Genomic DNA, 17,261 nt, shown 5'->3' on the forward strand with positions numbered 1-17,261 from the left:
GTTGCGCGTGCGCTCAGGGCAGGTAGTCGTCGTCTTCGTCGCCGTCGCGGCGCCAGTCGGCCAGCCGTGCGCGCAGCCGCACCGCGGCCTGGCCGTGGATCTGGCAGGCGCGCGACTCGCTCACGCCGAGCACCGCGCCGATCTCGCGCAGGTTGAGCTCCTGCTCGTAGTACAGCGACAGCACCAGGCGCTCGCGTTCGGGCAGGCCGTCGATGGCCTCGGCCAGCGCGTCGCGGAACGCGCCCTGCTCGAAGTCGCGTTCGGGGGTCGCGCCGCAATGACTGGCCAGCCGCGGCTCGCCGTCGTGTTCGTCCATGTGCGCATCCAGGCTCACCAGCTGGCCGCGCGCGGCGTTCTCGACCATGGCGTGGTATTCCTCCAGCGACACGCCCATCGCGGTCGCCACCTGTTGCGCGGTGGCGGCCTGGCCGGTGCTCTGTTCGATCGCGCGGGTGGCGGCGACGATGTCGCGGTAGCGGCGGTGGACCGAGCGCGGCACCCAGTCGCCGCGCCGGATCTCGTCGATCATGGCGCCGCGGATGCGGATCGAGGCGTAGGTCTCGAAGGCCGCGCCCTGGTCGGACTGGAAATTGCGCGCGGCGTCGATCAGGCCGAGCATGCCGGCCTGGATCAGGTCGTCGATCTCCACGCTCGCCGGCAGGCGCGCGGCGAGGTGGTGGGCGATGCGGCGCACCAGTTCGCCGTGCTTCTCGACGACTTCGGCGGCGCTGCCCTGCTGGTTGGCGCGGTATTGCGCGGTGGCGGTGGCGTTCATGCCGCAGCCCCCCGCAGGGCGCGCGCCGACGCCGGGGCGACCAGGCGTTCGAGGAAGAACTCGACGTGACCGCGCGCGCCGACCGGCGACTGCCATTGCCGCGAGCGACGGGCGATGTCGCGGAAGGCGATCGCCGACGGCGCCGACGGGAACGCGTCGACCACCGCCTCCTGGCGCTGCACCGCCCGGCGCAGCCACTCGTCGCGCGGGATCGCGCCGAGGTAGTTGAGCGTCACGTCGAGGAAGCGCGCGCTCACCCGCTGCAGCTTCTCGAACAGTTGCATGCCCTCGCGCTGGTCCTGCACCTGGTTGGCCAGCACCTGCACCCGGCTCAGCCCGCGCTCGCGGCTGAGCACCTTGATCAGGGCGTAGGCATCTGTGACCGAGGCCGGTTCGTCGCAGACCACCACGATCACGTCCTGCGCGGCCTGGCAGAAGGTCAGCACGCCGTCGGCGATGCCGGCGGCGTTGTCGACCACCATCGCGTCCAGGGCGAGGTCGAGCTGCGAGAACGCGTGCACCAGGCCCACGTGCTGGCTCGGCTGCAGCTCGGTCATGTGGCGCTTGCCCGAGGCCGCGGGCACCACCAGCAGGCCGTTGGCGCCTTCGATGATGGTGTCGCGCAGCTCGCAGCGGTCGGCGAACACGTCGGCTAGGGTGAAGCGCGGCGACAGGCCCAGCATCACGTCGACGTTGGCCAGGCCCAGGTCGGTGTCGAGCAGCAGCGTGCGCTGGCCGGCGTTGACTAGGGCGGTGGCGAGGTTGACCGAGACCGAGGTCTTGCCGACGCCGCCCTTGCCGCTGGCGACGGCGATCACCCGGACCGGGCCGGCGGGCGCGTCGGCGCCTTCCGGGCCGCTGAGCTGGGCGTGGGGCAGATGGGGGTCAGGCGACTGCATGGCGATCCTCGGTGGCGAGGGGGTTATCGGCAGCACGGCGGGTTTTCTCCAGTGACTGGACGAGGCGGGTGGCATCGGCGGCGTCGAGGTCCGACGGCACCTGCTGGCCCTGGGTGGTATAGGCAAGTCCCAGGCCATGGCGGGCCAGGACCGAGAGCGCCGAGCCGAGGCGGCCGGTTTCGTCGAGCTTGGTCAGCACCACGCCCTCCGGCTTGGCCGGGCGATAGCGGCGGATCACCTCGCCGAGGTCGTAGGGATGGGCATTGGCGGGCAGCACCAGCAGGCTGCGCACCTTGCGCGCGGCGCGCAGCCACAGGATCTGGCTGAACACGGCGCGGTCGCGCGGGGCGTGGCCGGTGGTGTCGACCAGCACCAGCGGGTAGTCGACCAGCTGGGCCAGGGTGTCCTGCAGGCGCTCGGGGCCCTCGGCCTCGCACACGGTGATGCCGAGGCGGCGGCCATGGGCCTGCAACTGTTCGCGCGCGCCGGCGCGTTCGCAGTCGGTGGTGACCAGGGCGACGTCGCGGGCGCGATGGCGGGCGGCGAAGCGCGCGGCGAGCTTGGCTGCCGTCGTCGTCTTGCCGGCGCCGGTCGGGCCGACCAGGGCGATCACGCCGCCGTCTTCCAGCGGTTCGCTGCGGTTGACGGTGATCATCCGCGCCAGGGTTTCGAACATCGGCCCGTGGATCGCGTCCAGCGGCAGCCGCGGGTCGATCTGCGCGGCTACTTCGCGCGCCAGCGATTCGTCGCAGCCGTAGCCGGCGAGCGCGTCGAGTACGGCCGCGCGCGCGGGCGAGCCGCGCAGGCGTTCGAGCGAGAGCTGCTCCATCTGCGTTTCCATCATCTGCCGCATCCGCGCCATCTCCTCGCGCATCGACACGATGGCGGGGTCGAGCTCGGGGCTGGCGACGGCCTGCAGGACGCGCGACGCGATGGCGTCGCGGGTGCGCTCGCCGTCGGTGTCGTCGGCCGGCGGGCGCGCTGCGTCCGGGCGTTGCGCGGCGATGGATTCGCGCGGCGCGCTGGCGGCGGCGTCCGTCACCGGCTCCGGGCGCAGCGGCATCGGGAAGTCCGGCATCAGGGGGCCGAAGTCCTCCGCTCCGTCTTCGCGGACGGGGCGGTCGGCCGGGTGGGCGGTGCCGGCCTGAGCAGGCGGTGCGAGGAAGGCGGTCGTGGCGGGCGCGACATCCGCGGCGACCGGCGCGGGTGCGGATGCTTCGGCGGGGGGCGCGGGCATCGGCGCGGCGTCGAGCGCGGCCATCATCGCCTCGAAGCGGCTCGGGGCCGGCTGTGGCGCGATCGGAGCAGGTACCGGCGCGGCAGGCGATGGGCGGGTGGCAGCCGGACCCAGTTGCCGTGCGGCCAGGGTGGGTGCCGGCGTGGCGGGTGTGGCGGGTGTCGCGGCGGCAGCCGGCGCCTGGGCAGCGGGTGCGGCGCCCGGCGTCGCGTCGGCAGCGCCACGGGTCAGTTCGGCCAGGGTCGGGGCGTCGCCGATGCGGAACACGGCACGGGCGCGCGAGAGCAGGCTCTCGCGGGTCGAACCGTCGCTGGCGACCGGCGCCTGAGATGTGGAGGCGGCGCGCGCCGGCGCTGCGGTCGCCGCCGGGGGACGGGCAGGCGCGGCGGCGACCGCGGGGGCGGCTGCGCGCAGCGCCTGGGCCACGAGGGCCTCGTCGTAATCGGTGGCGGCGACCACCTCGATGCCGGCGCCGTCGGCGCTGGCGCGGGTGGACAGGATCACGGCATCGGGTCCCTGTTCGTCGCGGACCATGCGCAGGGCGGTGCGCATGTCGGGAGCGGTGAAACGCTTGATTCGCATGGTGTTGGCCCGGATCGGGTAGCTGGCGGCAGGTGCCTGCCCCCGTCCTGCAAGACCCGGGCCTGAACTCCCGGACCGGCGCGTCGGAAGCTTGGCGCCGGGGGCGGGGCGTGGCTGTCGGGACGCTGACGCGTGGGACGCTGCCCGTGTCGGTCGCAATCGCCTCGGAGTCGCGTAGCCCGGATAAGGCCGCAGGCCGCATCCGGGGGCTCCCGGAGGTGACGCCCGATGGAACCTGGAGTCCGTCCCGGGTGCGCTGCGCTTACCCGGGCTACGCGTGGGAGTCCGAGTCGCGTAGCCCGGATAAGGCCGCAGGCCGCATCCGGGGGCTCCCGGAGGTGACGCCCGATGGAACCTGAAGTCCGTCCCGGGTGCGCTGCGCTTACCCGGGCTACGCGTGGGTGTTCGAGCCGCGTAGCCCGGATAAGGCCGCAGGCGGCATCCGGGGGCTCCCGGAGGTGACGCCCGATGGCCGTCCCGGGTGCGCTGTGCTTACCCGGGCTACGCGTGGGTGTTCGAGCCGCGTAGCCCGGATAAGGCCGCAGGCCGCATCCGGGGCTCCGGGAGGTGACGCCCGATGGAAGGGGAGGTCCGTCCCGGGTGCGCTACGCTTACCCGGGCTACGGCGCTTGCGGCGGGTGACGGCGTCAGCCCACCGCGCCCACCAGGCGCAGGCGCTTGTCTTCCGGCACCTCGGCGTAGGCGAGGACCGCGAGCGAGGGCACGCTGTGGCGGACCAGGCGCGCGACCGACGCGCGCACGCCGCCGGGCACCAGCAGCACCGCGGGTTCGCCGCGGCTCTCCTGGCGGGTGACGCAGTCGCCCAGGTTCTGATGCAGGCGTTCGGCGAGCCCGGGTTCGAGCGCGGCGCCCTGGCCGCTGGCCGAGTCCTGCAGCACGCGTTCGAGCGCCGGCGCCAGGGTGTACACCGGCAGCTCCGGCGCCATGCCGTTGAGTTCCTGCACGATGAAGCGGCCGAGGGCGACGCGGACCGCCGCCGTGAGCGCGGCCGGATCCTGGGTCTGGGCGCCGTGCTCGAGCAGGGTTTCCACGATCTGCCGCATCTGCCGCACCGGCACCCGGTCGGCCAGCAGCGACTGCAGCACCTTGACCACCACCGACAGCGGCAGCAGCTTGGGCACCAGGTCCTCGACCAGCTTGGGCACGCTGCGGCCGAGCGCGGTCAGCAGCTGCTGGACCTCGTCGTGGCCGAGCAGGTCGGCCGCGCGTTCGCGCACGACGTGGGACAGGTGGGTGGCCGCGACCGTGGCCGCGTCGACCACGGTGTAGCCCAGCGATTCGGCATGCGCGCGCTGGCCGGGCACGATCCAGACCGCGTCCAGGCCGAACGCTGGATCCTTGCCCGGGATGCCGTCGAGCGGACCGAACACCCGGCCGGGGTCGAGCGCCAGCTCGCGGTCGGGCACCAGTTCGCCGGTGGCGACCGGCACCCCGTGCACCAGCAGCCGGTATTGCCCGGGCGCGAGCTCCAAGTTGTCGCGCACGTGCACGGCGGGAATCAGGAAGCCCAGGTCCTGCGTGAGCTTGCGGCGCACGCCCTTGAGCCGCGCCAGCAGCTGGCCGCCCTGCGCCTGGTCGACCAGCGCGATCAGGCGGTAGCCGACTTCCAGCGCCAGCGGCTCCACCGGCCGGATCTCGTCCCAGCTCAGTTCGGCTGCCGCCGCCGCAGGGGCGTCGGCGCCCGGCCGGCTCGCCTCCTGCGTTTCGGCCTCGGCCGCGCGCCGGCGCAGCTTCCACGCCGCCCAGCCGAGGATCGCCGACAGCACCAGGAACGGCAGGTTGGGCATGCCCGGGACGATGCCGATCAGGCCCATCAGTACCGCGGCCACGGTCAGCGCGCGCTGGTGGCCGAAGACCTGCTTCGACACCGTCTCGCCCATCTCCTGCTCGCCGGTGGCGCGGGTGACCAGCATCGCGGTGGCGACCGCGATCAGCAGCGCCGGCAGCTGCGCCACCAGGCCGTCGCCGATCGCGAGCATGGTGTAGGTCTGGGCGGCGTCGGCGAAGGCCATGCCGTGCGACAGCATCCCGATCAGGATGCCGCCGACCAGGTTGATCGCCAGGATCAGGATGCCGGCGATGGCATCGCCGCGGACGAACTTGCTGGCGCCGTCCATCGAGCCGTAGAAGTCGGCTTCCTCGCGCACTTCCTGGCGCCGCGCCTTGGCGTCCTCGCGGCTCAGCAGGCCGGCGTTGAGGTCGGCGTCGATCGCCATCTGCTTGCCGGGCAGGGCGTCGAGGATGAAGCGCGCCGACACTTCCGAGATGCGCCCGGCGCCCTTGGTGACGACCACGAAGTTGACGATGGTCAGGATCGCGAACACCACGATGCCGACCGCGTAGCTGCCGCCGACGACGAACTGTCCGAAGGACTCGATGACGTGGCCGGCGGCGGCCTCGCCCTGGTGGCCGTGCAGCAGCACCACGCGGGTGGAGGCGACGTTCAGCGCCAGCCGCAGCAGCGTGACCATCAGCAGCACGCTGGGGAAGATCGAGAACTCGAGCGGCCGGCGCACGTAGACCACCGCCAGCATCACCACCAGCGACAACGCGATGTTGATGGTGAACAGCGCGTCGAGCACGATCGGCGCCAGCGGCACGATCACCATCGCCAGGATCGCGATCACCACCACCGGGGTCGCGGCGCCGCGGCGCAGGCTGTCGAGGATCGCGCTGCCGCGACCCGGGCTGGCGCCGCTCACGACGGACTTCCGTCGCGGTCGGCAGGGGCGCCGTCGACGGGGTCGGGCGCGCCGTCGGCGCCGACGTCGACCCCGGCCATTGCCGGCATCGGCCCGCGGCCCGGCACCCAGGCCCGCAGCTGGTACACGTAGGACAGCACTTGCGCGACGGCGGCGTAGAGCTTCACCGGGATTTCCTGGTCGACCTGCGCCTGCCTATACAAGGCCCGTGCCAGCGGCGGCGCCTCGACGATCGCGACCCGGTGCTTCTCGGCCAGCGCGCGGATCGCCAGCGCCATCTCGTCGACGCCCTTGGCGACCACGGTCGGCGCGCGCATGCCGGGCTGGTACTTCATCGCCACCGCGTAGTGGGTCGGGTTCATCACCACCACGTCGGCGCCGGGCACCGCCTCCATCATCCGCCGCTGCGACATCTGCCGCTGCACCTGGCGCACCCGCGCCTTGAGCTCGGGGTTGCCCTCGACCTGCTTGGCCTCGTCGCGAAGTTCCTGCTTGGTCATCTTCAGTTTGTTGCGGTGCTGGCGGTGTTGCCAGGGCACGTCGATCGCCGCCAGCAGGCCCAGCGATCCGACCATCGCCAGCAGCGCGGTCAGCGCGAGATCGACGCCGCCCGCGACCGCGGCCTCGAGCGAGGCCTGGGGCATCGACAACAGGGTCGAGAACGACCGCCACACGACCCATGCGCCGACCCCGCCGATCAGCGCCACGCGCATCAGCGACCGCAGCAGTTCGGCCAGGCTCTCGCTGCCGTACAGGCGCGCCAGGCCCTTGGCCGGGCTCAGCCGGGCGAAGTCGGGCTTGAGCGACTTGCCGGCGAAGCGGAGCCCGCCCATCGCCATCGGCGCCAGCGCGCAGGCCAGCAGCGCCGCCAGCACCAGCGGCAGCAGCGGCAGCACCAGCCCGGCGAACAGCGAGCCGGCGTGCGGCAACAGCCGGTCGGGGGCGTCGAGCAGCGCCGGATCGATGGTCAGCGCGCCGCGCATCCAGTCGCGCGACGCGGCGCCGACGCTGCCGCCGGTGGCCTTCAGCGCCAGCACCGCGCAGCCGAGCACGGCGACGTTGGCCAGTTCGCGCGAGCGCGGGACCTGGCCTTTCTCGCGCGCTTCGCGCAACCGTTTCTCGGTCGGCTGTTCGGTGCGGTCCTCCTTCTGGGTCTCCTCGCTCATGGTGCGTCAGCCGGTCAGCGCGCGCGCGGCGGCGAACGCGTCTTCGAACAGCGCCCGCACCGGCGACTCGAGTTCGCGCATCAGCAGCATCAGCAGCATCAGGCCGACCAGCAGCGACACCGGCAGGCCGATCGCCATCGGGTTGAGCTGCGAGGCGGCGCGCGCGAGCACGCCGAAGGCGATGTTGACCGCCAGCAGCGCCATCATCACCGGCAGCGCCAGCAGCGCGCCGGCGCGGATGCAGGCGCCGAAGAACGCAGGGACCGCGGCCAGCAGCGCCTGCACGTCCGGCAGCGCGGCGCCGATCGGCAGCCCGCCGTAGCTGTCGGCGAGCAGGGCGACCAGGGCGAGGTGGCCGTCGATGGCGAAGAACAGCAGCGCGAACGCCAGGTAGAACCACTGCGACAGCACCGGCGACGAGGCGCCGCTGAGCGGATCGGCCATGGTCGCGAACGACAGGCCCATGCCCTGGCTGACGAATTCCCCGGCCAGCTGCCCGGCCTCGAACGCCAGCCGCAGCATCAGTCCGATGGCGACGCCGACGGTGAACTCGCGCAGCACGCCGAGCGCGGTGGCCGCGTCCACGCCCATCGGCGGCGGCGGCGGCAGTACCGTCGACAGCGCCGCCGACAGCGCCAGGGTGGTGATCAGCCGCGCCCGCGCCGGGATGCCGCGACCGCCGATCACCGGCAGCACCTGCAGCGCGGCACCGATGCGCAACGCGTACCAGAGCACGGTGGCGAGCATGCCGAACAGGTCGACCCCGGCCATCGACGCGAGCGAGACGGTCTCCAACGCGGGTTCAGCCGATCAGATGCGGGATGCGGTGGAACAGTTCGGTGGTGAACGCGACCATGCGCCCGAGCAGGAAGTGCCCGGTGGTCGCCAGGACCGCGACCAGTCCCACCACCTTGACCACGAACGGGATGGTCGGCTCGTTGATCTGGGTGGCGGCCTGGATCACGCCGACCGTGACGCCGACCACCAGCACCGCGACCAGCGGCGGACCGCCGAGCACGAGCGCCATCTGCAGGCCGCGGGAAATCTCGCCGAGTGCGGTTTCGGGCGTCATCGTGGCGGCCTCAGGCGGGGTTGAAGCTGGCGGCGAGCGAGCCGACGACGAGCACCCAGCCGTCGACCAGCACGAACAGCAGGATCTTGAACGGCGCCGAGATCAGCATCGGCGAGAGCATCATCATGCCCATCGACATCAGCACGCTCGCCACCACCAGGTCGATGATCACGAACGGGATGAAGATCAGGAACGCGATCTCGAACGCGGTCTTCAGTTCGCTGGTGAGGAACGAGGCGGCCAGCACCCCGAACGGCACGTCCTGCGGGGTCGCGTACGGGCCGGTCTGCGACAGGCCGGCGAAGGTCATCAGGTCGGTCTCGCGCACCTGCGCCAGCATGAAGCCGCGGAACGGTTCGGAGGTCGCGGCCCAGGCGGCGCGGAAGTCCATCGAGTCGTCGAGGTAGGGCGCGATGCCGTTGGCCCAGGCCTCGTTGAACACCGGCATCATCACCATCGCGGTGAGGAACAGCGCCAGCGCCAGCAGCACCTGGTTGCTCGGGGTCTGGCCGGTGCCGAGCGCCTGCCGCAGCAGGCCGAGCACGATGATGATGCGGGTGAACGCGGTCAGCCCCAGCAGCGCGGCCGGCAGCAGGGTGATGCCGGTCATCAGCGCCAGCACCTGCAGCGGCATGCTCACCGGCTGGCCGCCGATGCTGCCGACGTCGACCGACGGCAGCGGCTGCGCCGGCGCGGTGGGCGCGGCCTGCGCGGAGGCGGTGGTCGGGACCAGCGCGGCCGCGGACAGGAGGCACGCGGCCAGCACCCAGGCGGGGAACGCGGCGCGGCAGGAGGCCGCTGCCCGGAGCAGGGCGCGCAGGAACGTCATGGCTTCTTTCCGAAATGCTGGGCGAGCAGCTGCGCGAACGCCGGCGGCGACTTCGCCGCGGCGGCCGGCAGGGGCTGGTCGAGGGTGTGCAGGGTGCGGGTGCCGCCGGCGCCGACGCCGAGCAGCAGCTGGGTGTCGCCGACCTCGACCACCACCAGGCGGTCGCGCGGCCCGAGCGCCAGCGAGCCGACGATGCGCAGCGCGGGGTTGGCGCCGGCGACGCCGAGCCCGGGCATGCGCCTGGCCAGCTTCGACAGCAGCAGGATCAGTCCGACCACCAGGACCAGGGCGAACACGGCGCCGCCGAGCGTGCCGGCGGTGGCCGGCGACTGGGGTGCGGCAGCCGGCAGGCCGGTATGCGCGGTGCTGCCCATGGCCGGAGCCGCGGGCCTGCTGTCCGCCGCGCCGGCGGCGCGTGCGGCGAAGGCTTCGGCTGCGGTCGCGGACGCGGCGTCCATGGCCCTGGCCTCCAAGGTCGCGGGTCGGGCGGTCGTCACCGCGGGGGGCGTGCCGCCGGCGTCGCCGGTGGCTTCGGGCGTCGCGGCGTCGGGCGTGGGCGTCGTGCCGGCAGGCAGCGCCGCCGGCGCCTGCGAGGCCGCCACGGCGAGCGCCGCCTCGGCGGCACCGGCCACCGGAAGCGCCGCGGCCACGTGCAGCGGCGTCGCGCTCATCGCAGCCTCTTGATCCGCTCGGCGGGGCTGACGACGTCGGTCAGGCGCACGCCGAAGCGGTCGTTCACCACCACCACCTCGCCCTGCGCGATCAGCGTGCCGTTGACGAACACGTCCAGCGGCTCCCCGGCCCCGCGTTCGAGTTCGACCACCGAACCCTGGTTGAGCTGCAGCAGGTTGCGGATCGGGATGCGGGTGCGCCCGACTTCGAGCGACAGCGACACCGGCACGTCGAGGATCACGTCCAGGTTGAGGTCGGCGCCGTGGCCGGGGCCGGCTTCGGCGGTGAGCGGATCGAAGGCGGCCAGGGCCGCGGCGTCGTTGGTGGTCATGGCGTCTTGCCCAGGGAGTCGAGGGTGGGAACGGTCCGCGCGGCATGCACCTGCGTGACCTTGATGGCGTTCTTGCCGTTGTGGATGCCGAACTCGCCGGTGAACAGCGGCATCTGCTCGACCTGCAGCTGCACGTTGCGTGCCAGCTCGATCGGGATCACGTCGCCCACCCGCAGCCGCGACAGTTCGCGCAGGCTGATCTGGCGGTGCGCGATCGCCGAGCTCAGCTCGACCTGCGCATCCTGCAGCTGGGTGCGCATCGCGCGGGTCCAGCCTTCGTCCTTCTCGATCCGGTCGCTCTGCACGCCGGCGTCGAGCTGTTCGCGGATCGGCTCGAGCATCGCGTAGGGAATCGCCACGTGCAGCTCGCCGCCGCCGCCCTCGAGCTCGACGTTGAAGCGGCTGACCACGATGTACTCGCGCGGGCTGATGATGTTGGCGAAGTGCGGGTTGACCTCGGAGTTGAGGTACTCGAACTCGACCGGCATCACCGGCGCCCAGGCGTCGACGAGGTCGGCGAAGGTCTGCTTGAGCAGCAGCTGGATCACCCGCATCTCGGTGGGCGTGAACTCGCGGCCCTCGATGCGGGTGTGGAACTTGCCGCTGCCGCCGAAGAAGTTGTCGACCACGGTGAACACCAGCCGCGGCTCGAAGGTGACGATGGCGGTGCCGCGCAGCGGCTTCATCTTCACCAGGTTGAGATTGGTCGGCACCTGCAGCGAGTGCATGTACTCGCCGAAGCGCAGCAGGTCGATGCCGCGCACCGACAGGTCGGCCGAGCGCCGCAGCAGGTTGAACAGGCCGATCCGCAGCGTGCGCGCGAAGCGCTCGTTGATCATCTCCAGCGTCGGCAGCTTGCCGCGGACGATGCGGTCCTGGCTGGCGAAGTCGTAGCTGCGCGCCTCGCCCGGCGCGGGCGGCGGCTCGGTTTCGACCGCGCCGCTGTCGACGCCGTGCAGCAGGGCGTCGATCTCGTCCTGGGACAGCAGGTCGGCGCTCATTACTGGGTGACCAGGCTGGTGAAGATCACGGCTTCGACCTTGTCAGGCTCGCCCTCGGCCTTGAGCAGCGCGCGCACTTCGTCGCGCGCGGCCTGCTGCAGGCGTTCCTTGCCCGCACGCTGCGCCAGCTGGCGCGACTGCTGTTGCCCGAACAGCAGCAGCAGCCGGTTGCGGATCGAGGGCCCGTGTGTCTCCAGCGCCTTGAGGGTGGCCGGATCGCGGGTCACCAGCTGTACGTCGGCCTGGAGGTAGCGGACCGCGTCGTCGTCGGCGAGGTTGACGACGAACGATGGTTCGAGCGCCACGTACTGCGCCGGCAGGCGGGCCGGTTTGGCCGGCGTGGCCTCGGCATCGGCCTGCTGCCTGCCCTGCCACCACCACCAGCCGCCGCCGCCGGCGCCGGCGAGCACCACGACGAGGATCAGCAGCAGGGGCCAGAGCCGGCGCTTGGGCTTGGCGGGAACGGCGGGCTGGGTGGCGGTGGCGGGGGCTGGCACGAACGTCGACTCCGGCGGTGGATGCCGGAGGGATGCAATCCGCGTGCCGCGGCGATGACGGCGTTTTGACGGAAACCGCCCGGTCGGCGCGCCGGACCCTTGACGGGCCCCGTCCGCCCACCGCGTAGCCCGGGTAAGCGCAGCGCACCCGGGGCGAACCGGCCGGGTCGCGCCGCGCGTGCGATTTCCCCGGATGCGGCCTACGGCCTTATCCGGGCTACGCCGCGCGATGCGGCCACCCGCGTCGCCCGGGTAAGCGCAGCGCACCCGGGGTCGATGTTCGGGATGCTCCGCGCCTCCGGTCATCCCCGGATGCGGCCTACGGTCTTGTCCGGGCCACGCCGCGCGATGCAGACACCCGCGTCGCCCGGGCAAGCGTAGCGCACCCGGGCCGGAGGGTCGGGTCGCTTCGCGCTTCCGACCTCCCCGGATGCGGCCTACGGCCTTGTCCGGGCCACGCCGCGCGATGCGGCCACCCGCGTAGCCCGGGTAAGCGCAGCGCACCCGGGGTCGATGTTCGGATGCTCCGCGCCTCCGGTCATCCCCGGATGCGGCCTACGGCCTTATCCGGGCTACGCCGTGATGCGGCACCCGCGTAGCCCGGGTAAGCGCAGCGCACCCGGGAGACGGAGGGTAGGGTCGCTTCGCGCCTCGGGTATCCCGGATGCGGCCTACGGCCTTATCCGGGCGACGCCGTGATGCGACACCCGCGTCTCCCGGGCAAGCGCAGCGCACCCGGGACGGAGGGTCGGATTGCACCGAGCATCCGGGCCCGGACCACACCGCGACATCAGGCGTATTCGTCGAGCAGGCCACGCAGGCGCAGGTGTGTCTGTGCCGATTGCGGCGCGTCCTCGCCGGCCCGGGCGTCGCCACCCGCGCCGGCCGCCGCGTCGCGTCGCGGCGTGCTGCCGTCCTGGCCCGCCTGACGCTGGCCCACGTCGGCCTGGCCCAGCTGCAATCCGTGCTGGCCCAGCAGTTCGCGCAGGCGCGGCAGGCTGGCCTCGATCGCCTGGCGCACTTCGGCGTGGGCGCTGTGGAACTCGGCCCGCACCTGGTCGCCATCGAGCTGCACGCGCACGTCGATCGGCCCGACTTGCTCGGGATTGAGGCGGATCTCGGCATGACCGATCCGCTGGTCCGCCATCCACGCGATGCGTTGGCCGAAACCGTCGTCGAAGCCGGCGTCCGGATGGGCGGGCATCGGCAGCGGGGGCAGCGTCGCGGTCGTCGGCGAGCGCGCCCCGCTCGGCGGCGTGGCGCCCGCCACGCCCGCGGTCGGCGCTTCGATGGCGAATCCGGGGTCCGCGCCGATGCCGGCGTCGCGTTTCGTCGTCCCGGCTTCCGCCGTTGCCGGCAGGAGCGAAGACGCAGCCGCGGCGACGTCGGTGGCTGGTCGCAAGCGCGCGTCGGCGACGACGGCGCCCTCGGCAGCGATCGTGGCCGCGTTCGCGCCGGTGGCCGCTGGCGAGGTGCCGGACGCGGTGCCCGGCGCGGACGGCGGTGCGCCATCGAGGGTCGGAAGTTCTGGCACCGTGGTGATGGAGACGGACGCACCCGCGGGCATGTCCAGTGGCTGCTGCGCGGCAGGCGCGGGTACCGACACGGGGGGCGCGCCGTCCGCCGCGACGGCCGCGGTGCGGACGCCGAACCACTGCCCGTCGAGCAGCGCGAGCAGGTGCTGGGGCGACGTCTCGTCGCTGTCCTCGCCGCGATCGGCCGCCTCGGGTGCCGCTGCCGGTGACGCCGCCGGCGGGGCCGGAACGAGGAGCTCGGCGAACGGCCGGTCGCCCGGTGCGAGGTCCGTGGCGGGTTCGTGCGGCCTGGCCGGGTTCGGATCGACGGCGTGGCCGCGGTCGCCGCGGGCGGCTGGCCTCTGCGCCGGCGCCGGCGACCGCGGAGGATCGCCGCCGTCCAGGCGTGGCGCACCCCGGCCCGCGGATGCCAGGCCTGCGCTCCCCGCGACCAGCGGCGATGGACCGGCGCCGTTCATGGCGTCGAGCCGTCGTCTGCCGCCAGCGCGGCGAGGCGCGCACGGCGTCCGCCGAGGTCGTCCAGCTCGCGCTGGACGCGCTGCTCGGCGACCCTGGATTCCTGCATCCGGTAACTGTCGGCCAGTTGCTCGAGCACCTTGGTCTCGCGGCTGGCGAGCATCAGTCGCGCACGCTCCACGTCGCTGAGCTGGCGGTTGTGGTCGACGATCCCGGCCTGCTGCACGACCGCGGCGTTCAGCCGCTCGCGGAACGCGAGCCGGTTGACCAGCAGCGCCGGCGAGATCGAGGTGGCCGCGGGCGCCGCGGCGTACTCCTCCGCGTAGCGGCGCAGCGCCTCCAGGCGCTGCTCCTGTTCGCCGAGCGCGCGCTCGCGGTCGGCGACCTCGCGGGCCACCGAGTCCTGGCGCTGCTGCATGATCCTGAGCAGCGGATCGAGTCGTTGCGAACGCATCGATTCAGGCCTCCTGTGGGCGGTTCGGGGCGACGCCGGCCGGGCCGTCGTCGAGCAGTGCGGCGAGCGCGGCGCGGCTGGCCTCGACGTCCGCGGCCTCGGCGACGTCCTGGCCGAGGAAGGCCTGGATCGCGGGCCAGCGCGCCACCGCCTCGTCGACGGCGGGGTCGCTGCCGCGCTGGTAGGCGCCGATCGCGATCAGGTCGCGCTGCGCCGAATGCGCGGCCATCAGCCGCTTGAGCTTGCGGATGCGCTCGCGCCAGGCCGGGTCGGTGATGTCCTGCATCACCCGGCTGACCGAGACCTCGACGTCGATCGCGGGGTACTGGCCGGCGTCGGCGATGCGGCGGGTGAGTACGATGTGGCCGTCGAGGATCGCGCGCGCGGCGTCGGCGATCGGTTCCTGCTGGTCGTCGCCCTCGGTGAGCACGGTGTAGAACGCGGTGATCGAACCGCGGCCGTCGGCGCCGTTGCCGGCGCGCTCGACCAACTGCGGCAGCTTGGCGAACACGCTCGGCGGATAGCCGCGGGTGGTCGGCGGCTCGCCGACCGACAGCCCGATCTCGCGCTGCGCATGTGCGAAGCGGGTCAGCGAATCCATCAGCAGCAGCACGTGCAGGCCCTGGTCGCGGTAGTACTCGGCGATCGCGGTGGCGCGCAGCGCGCCGTGCAGGCGCGCCAGCGGCGGCCGGTCGGCGGGCGTGGCGACCACGACCGCGCGCCGCAGTCCTTCCTCGCCCAGCGTGCTCTCGACGAAATCGCGCACCTCGCGGCCGCGTTCGCCGATCAGACCGACGACGATGACGTCGGCGGCGGTGAAGCGGGTCATCATCCCGAGCAGGGTCGACTTGCCGACGCCGGATCCCGCGAACAGGCCGATGCGCTGGCCGCGTCCGATCGGCAGCAGGGCGTTGATCGCGCGCACGCCGACGTCGAGCGACTGGGTGATCGGCTCGCGCATCAGCGGATTGATCGCGGTGCCGGCCAGGCCCACCCAATGCTCGGCACGGATCGGGCCGCGACCATCCAGGGGCACGCCGTCGCTGTCGATGACCCGGCCGAGCAGGCCCTCGCCGACCGCGACCTCGCCGCGGCGGCGCAAGGGCACCACGCGGGCGTTCGGCAGCAGGCCCTCGAGATCGGCGGTGGGCATCAGGTAGGTGCGGTCGCCGGCGAAGCCGACGACCTCGGTGTCCACCCAGCGCCCGCCGGCGGTCTCCACCCGGCAGCGCGAGCCCAGGGGCGCGCTGCAGCCGGAGGCCTCGAGGGTCAGGCCGACGGCGCGGCGCAGCACGCCTTCGCGCGCCAGGCCGAGCGACGGCGGATGCGGGTCGGCGGCGTGCAGGCGCGCGGCCAGGCGCAGGTTGCGCGCCTCCTGCCAGTGCGCGGCGGCGACGCTGCTCACGGGCGCGGCTCGCTGGCGGCCAGGGTCGCCTCGAGCACCGACTGCAGGCGCGAGGCGATGGTGCCGTCGATGCGCACGCTTTCGCTGTGCAGGCGCAGCTCGCCCCGGCCCAGCGCCCCGTCGACGGCCAGGCGCACGCCGTCGAGACCGGCCAGGTGCGGCGCGAGCACGCCGAAATCGTCGTTGTGCAGGCGCAGTTCGAGTTCGCGCGAGTCGCTGCCGACCGCCTCCAGCGCTTCGCGCACGAGGTCGGCGAGCAGGGTGGGGTCGGCCCGGTAGGCGCGTCCGAGCAGGCTGCCGGCGATGCGCACGGCGAGGTCCGCCAGCGCCTCGGCGACCTCGCCGTCGAGCCGCGCGAGCGGGCGGGTGAATCCGTCGAGCACGCCCTCGATCTGCGCCACCATGCGGCGCACGTCGGCCTGGCCGGCGGCGAGCCCCTCGGCATGGCCGCGGGCGTAGCCCTCCTCGCGCGCCGCGCGTTCCATCGCCTGCAGTTCCTCGACGCTCGGCGGCGCCGGCGGCGGTTCGCAGGCGGGCGGCGGCACCGCGACCAGCCCCGGCGCGTTCCAGCGCACCGCGCCGCCGGCGGCGAGGCGCGGGTCGTCGGCGAGCAGCGCGCCCATGCCGTTCACACCAGCACCTCGGCCTTGGCCGCGAGCTGGATGTCGCCGTTGTCGGCCATCCGCCGCACCACCGCGAGGATTTCCTTCTGCGCCGCTTCCACCTCGGCCAGGCGGACCGGGCCGCGGGCCTCCATGTCCTCGACCAGGATCTCGGCGGCGCGCTGCGACATGTTGCCGGTGATCTTCTCGCGCACCTTGGCGTCGGCGCCGCGCAGGGCCAGCGCCAGCTGCTCGCTCGAGACCTCGCGCAGCACCGCCTGCATCGCGCGGTCGTCGATCTCGGCGAGGTTGTCGAACACGAACATCAGGTCGCGGATACGGGTGCCGAGCTCACCGTCGACCTCGCCGATCGCGCCGAGCAGGATCTCGTCCTGCCCCGAATCCATGAAGTTGAGGATGTTGGCCGCGACCTTGACCCCGCCGACCGAGGACGACTTGATGTTCTGGTTGCCGGCGAACTGGCGCGCCATCACGTCGTTGAGCTCGTTGAGCGCATGCGGCGGGATGCCGTCGAGCGTCGCCAGCCGCAGCAGCACGTCCACGCGCACGCGCTCGGGCAGGCACTTGAGCACTTCGGCGGCCTGATCGCCGTCGAGGTGGGCCATGACGATGGCGATGATCTGCGGGTGCTCGTTGCGCACCAGTTCGGCGATCGCGCGCGGCTCCATCCACTTCAGGGTGTCGAGCCCGGAGGTGTTGCGACCGAGCAGGATGCGGTCGATCAGGCCGCTGGCGCGGTCCTCGCCGAGCGCCTGGGTCAGCACCGCGCGCACGTAGTCGTCGGCGCCGCTGCCCAGGCCGCTGGGCTGGGCGAGGACGTCGACGAACTCGTCGAACACCCGCGCCACGGCGTCGCGGCTGACGCCGCCGACCGAGGTCATGGCGACGCCGAGCTTCTGCACTTCCTTGGCGCCCATGTGCTTGAGCACTTCGGCGGCCTGCTGCTCGCCGAGCGAGAGCAGCACGATCGCCGCGCGCTGCACGCCGGTCAGCGCGACGCCCTG

The 17,261-nt window shown here is 73.2% G+C and carries 17 protein-coding genes; all 17 read right to left on the reverse strand.

The genetic code is table 11. The features are described from left to right. Window positions 1-13 precede the first annotated feature (13 nt). Window positions 14-775 (reverse strand): RNA polymerase sigma factor FliA, encoded by a 762-nt coding sequence (locus JMO03_RS11805; protein ID WP_202843554.1) that lies wholly within the window; start codon window positions 773-775, stop codon window positions 14-16. Further along, window positions 772-1,749 (reverse strand): MinD/ParA family protein, encoded by a 978-nt coding sequence (locus JMO03_RS11810; protein ID WP_425491834.1) that lies wholly within the window; start codon window positions 1,747-1,749, stop codon window positions 772-774. The genes JMO03_RS11805 and JMO03_RS11810 overlap by 4 nt, the downstream gene beginning before the upstream one ends. Continuing rightward, window positions 1,661-3,493, reverse strand: coding sequence for a flagellar biosynthesis GTPase FlhF (flhF, locus tag JMO03_RS11815; RefSeq protein ID WP_202843556.1), 1,833 nt, complete (start codon window positions 3,491-3,493; stop codon window positions 1,661-1,663). Before flhF ends, JMO03_RS11810 begins: the two co-directional genes overlap by 89 nt. A gap of 647 nt (window positions 3,494-4,140) precedes the next feature. After that, window positions 4,141-6,123 carry a flagellar biosynthesis protein FlhA gene (flhA, locus tag JMO03_RS11820; RefSeq protein WP_238346138.1) on the reverse strand — a complete coding sequence of 661 codons (1,983 nt, stop codon included), beginning with the start codon at window positions 6,121-6,123 and terminating at the stop codon, window positions 4,141-4,143. 89 nt (window positions 6,124-6,212) lie between these two features. After that, a complete protein-coding gene (flhB, locus tag JMO03_RS11825; protein ID WP_202843557.1) occupies window positions 6,213-7,382 on the reverse strand; it encodes a flagellar biosynthesis protein FlhB in 1,170 nt (389 codons plus the stop codon). A gap of 6 nt (window positions 7,383-7,388) precedes the next feature. After that, complete coding sequence (fliR, locus tag JMO03_RS11830) at window positions 7,389-8,177, reverse strand: flagellar biosynthetic protein FliR (protein ID WP_425491835.1); 789 nt, start codon at window positions 8,175-8,177, stop codon at window positions 7,389-7,391. 7 nt (window positions 8,178-8,184) lie between these two features. Next, a complete protein-coding gene (locus tag JMO03_RS11835; protein ID WP_202843559.1) occupies window positions 8,185-8,454 on the reverse strand; it encodes a flagellar biosynthetic protein FliQ in 270 nt (89 codons plus the stop codon). A gap of 10 nt (window positions 8,455-8,464) precedes the next feature. Next, on the reverse strand, window positions 8,465-9,283 hold the full coding sequence (gene fliP / locus JMO03_RS11840; protein ID WP_202843561.1) for a flagellar type III secretion system pore protein FliP: 819 nt from the start codon (window positions 9,281-9,283) through the stop codon (window positions 8,465-8,467). Beyond that, on the reverse strand, window positions 9,280-9,657 hold the full coding sequence (gene fliO, locus JMO03_RS11845; RefSeq protein WP_202843865.1) for a flagellar biosynthetic protein FliO: 378 nt from the start codon (window positions 9,655-9,657) through the stop codon (window positions 9,280-9,282). The genes fliP and fliO overlap by 4 nt, the downstream gene beginning before the upstream one ends. A 293-nt stretch (window positions 9,658-9,950) precedes the next feature. Further along, on the reverse strand, window positions 9,951-10,286 hold the full coding sequence (gene fliN, locus JMO03_RS11850) for a flagellar motor switch protein FliN (RefSeq protein WP_202843563.1): 336 nt from the start codon (window positions 10,284-10,286) through the stop codon (window positions 9,951-9,953). Continuing rightward, window positions 10,283-11,287, reverse strand: a complete 1,005-nt coding sequence (gene fliM / locus JMO03_RS11855) for a flagellar motor switch protein FliM (protein WP_202843565.1) — start codon at window positions 11,285-11,287, stop codon at window positions 10,283-10,285. The genes fliN and fliM overlap by 4 nt, the downstream gene beginning before the upstream one ends. Beyond that, on the reverse strand, window positions 11,287-11,784 hold the full coding sequence (locus tag JMO03_RS21520; protein ID WP_202843567.1) for a flagellar basal body-associated FliL family protein: 498 nt from the start codon (window positions 11,782-11,784) through the stop codon (window positions 11,287-11,289). The genes fliM and JMO03_RS21520 overlap by 1 nt, the downstream gene beginning before the upstream one ends. A 790-nt stretch (window positions 11,785-12,574) precedes the next feature. Next, entirely contained in the window at window positions 12,575-13,777 is a 1,203-nt protein-coding gene (locus JMO03_RS11865; protein WP_202843569.1) for a flagellar hook-length control protein FliK, read from the reverse strand. Next, a complete protein-coding gene (gene fliJ / locus JMO03_RS11870) occupies window positions 13,774-14,229 on the reverse strand; it encodes a flagellar export protein FliJ (protein WP_202843571.1) in 456 nt (151 codons plus the stop codon). The genes JMO03_RS11865 and fliJ overlap by 4 nt, the downstream gene beginning before the upstream one ends. Before the next feature lie 4 nt (window positions 14,230-14,233). Beyond that, entirely contained in the window at window positions 14,234-15,634 is a 1,401-nt protein-coding gene (gene fliI, locus JMO03_RS11875) for a flagellar protein export ATPase FliI (RefSeq protein ID WP_202843573.1), read from the reverse strand. After that, on the reverse strand, window positions 15,631-16,257 hold the full coding sequence (locus tag JMO03_RS11880) for a FliH/SctL family protein (protein WP_202843574.1): 627 nt from the start codon (window positions 16,255-16,257) through the stop codon (window positions 15,631-15,633). Before JMO03_RS11880 ends, fliI begins: the two co-directional genes overlap by 4 nt. 5 nt (window positions 16,258-16,262) lie before the next feature. After that, window positions 16,263-17,249 (reverse strand): flagellar motor switch protein FliG, encoded by a 987-nt coding sequence (gene fliG, locus JMO03_RS11885; protein ID WP_202843867.1) that lies wholly within the window; start codon window positions 17,247-17,249, stop codon window positions 16,263-16,265. Window positions 17,250-17,261 lie beyond the last annotated feature (12 nt).

Source organism: Luteimonas saliphila (assembly GCF_016774335.1).
GTDB classification, from domain to species: domain Bacteria; phylum Pseudomonadota; class Gammaproteobacteria; order Xanthomonadales; family Xanthomonadaceae; genus Luteimonas; species Luteimonas saliphila.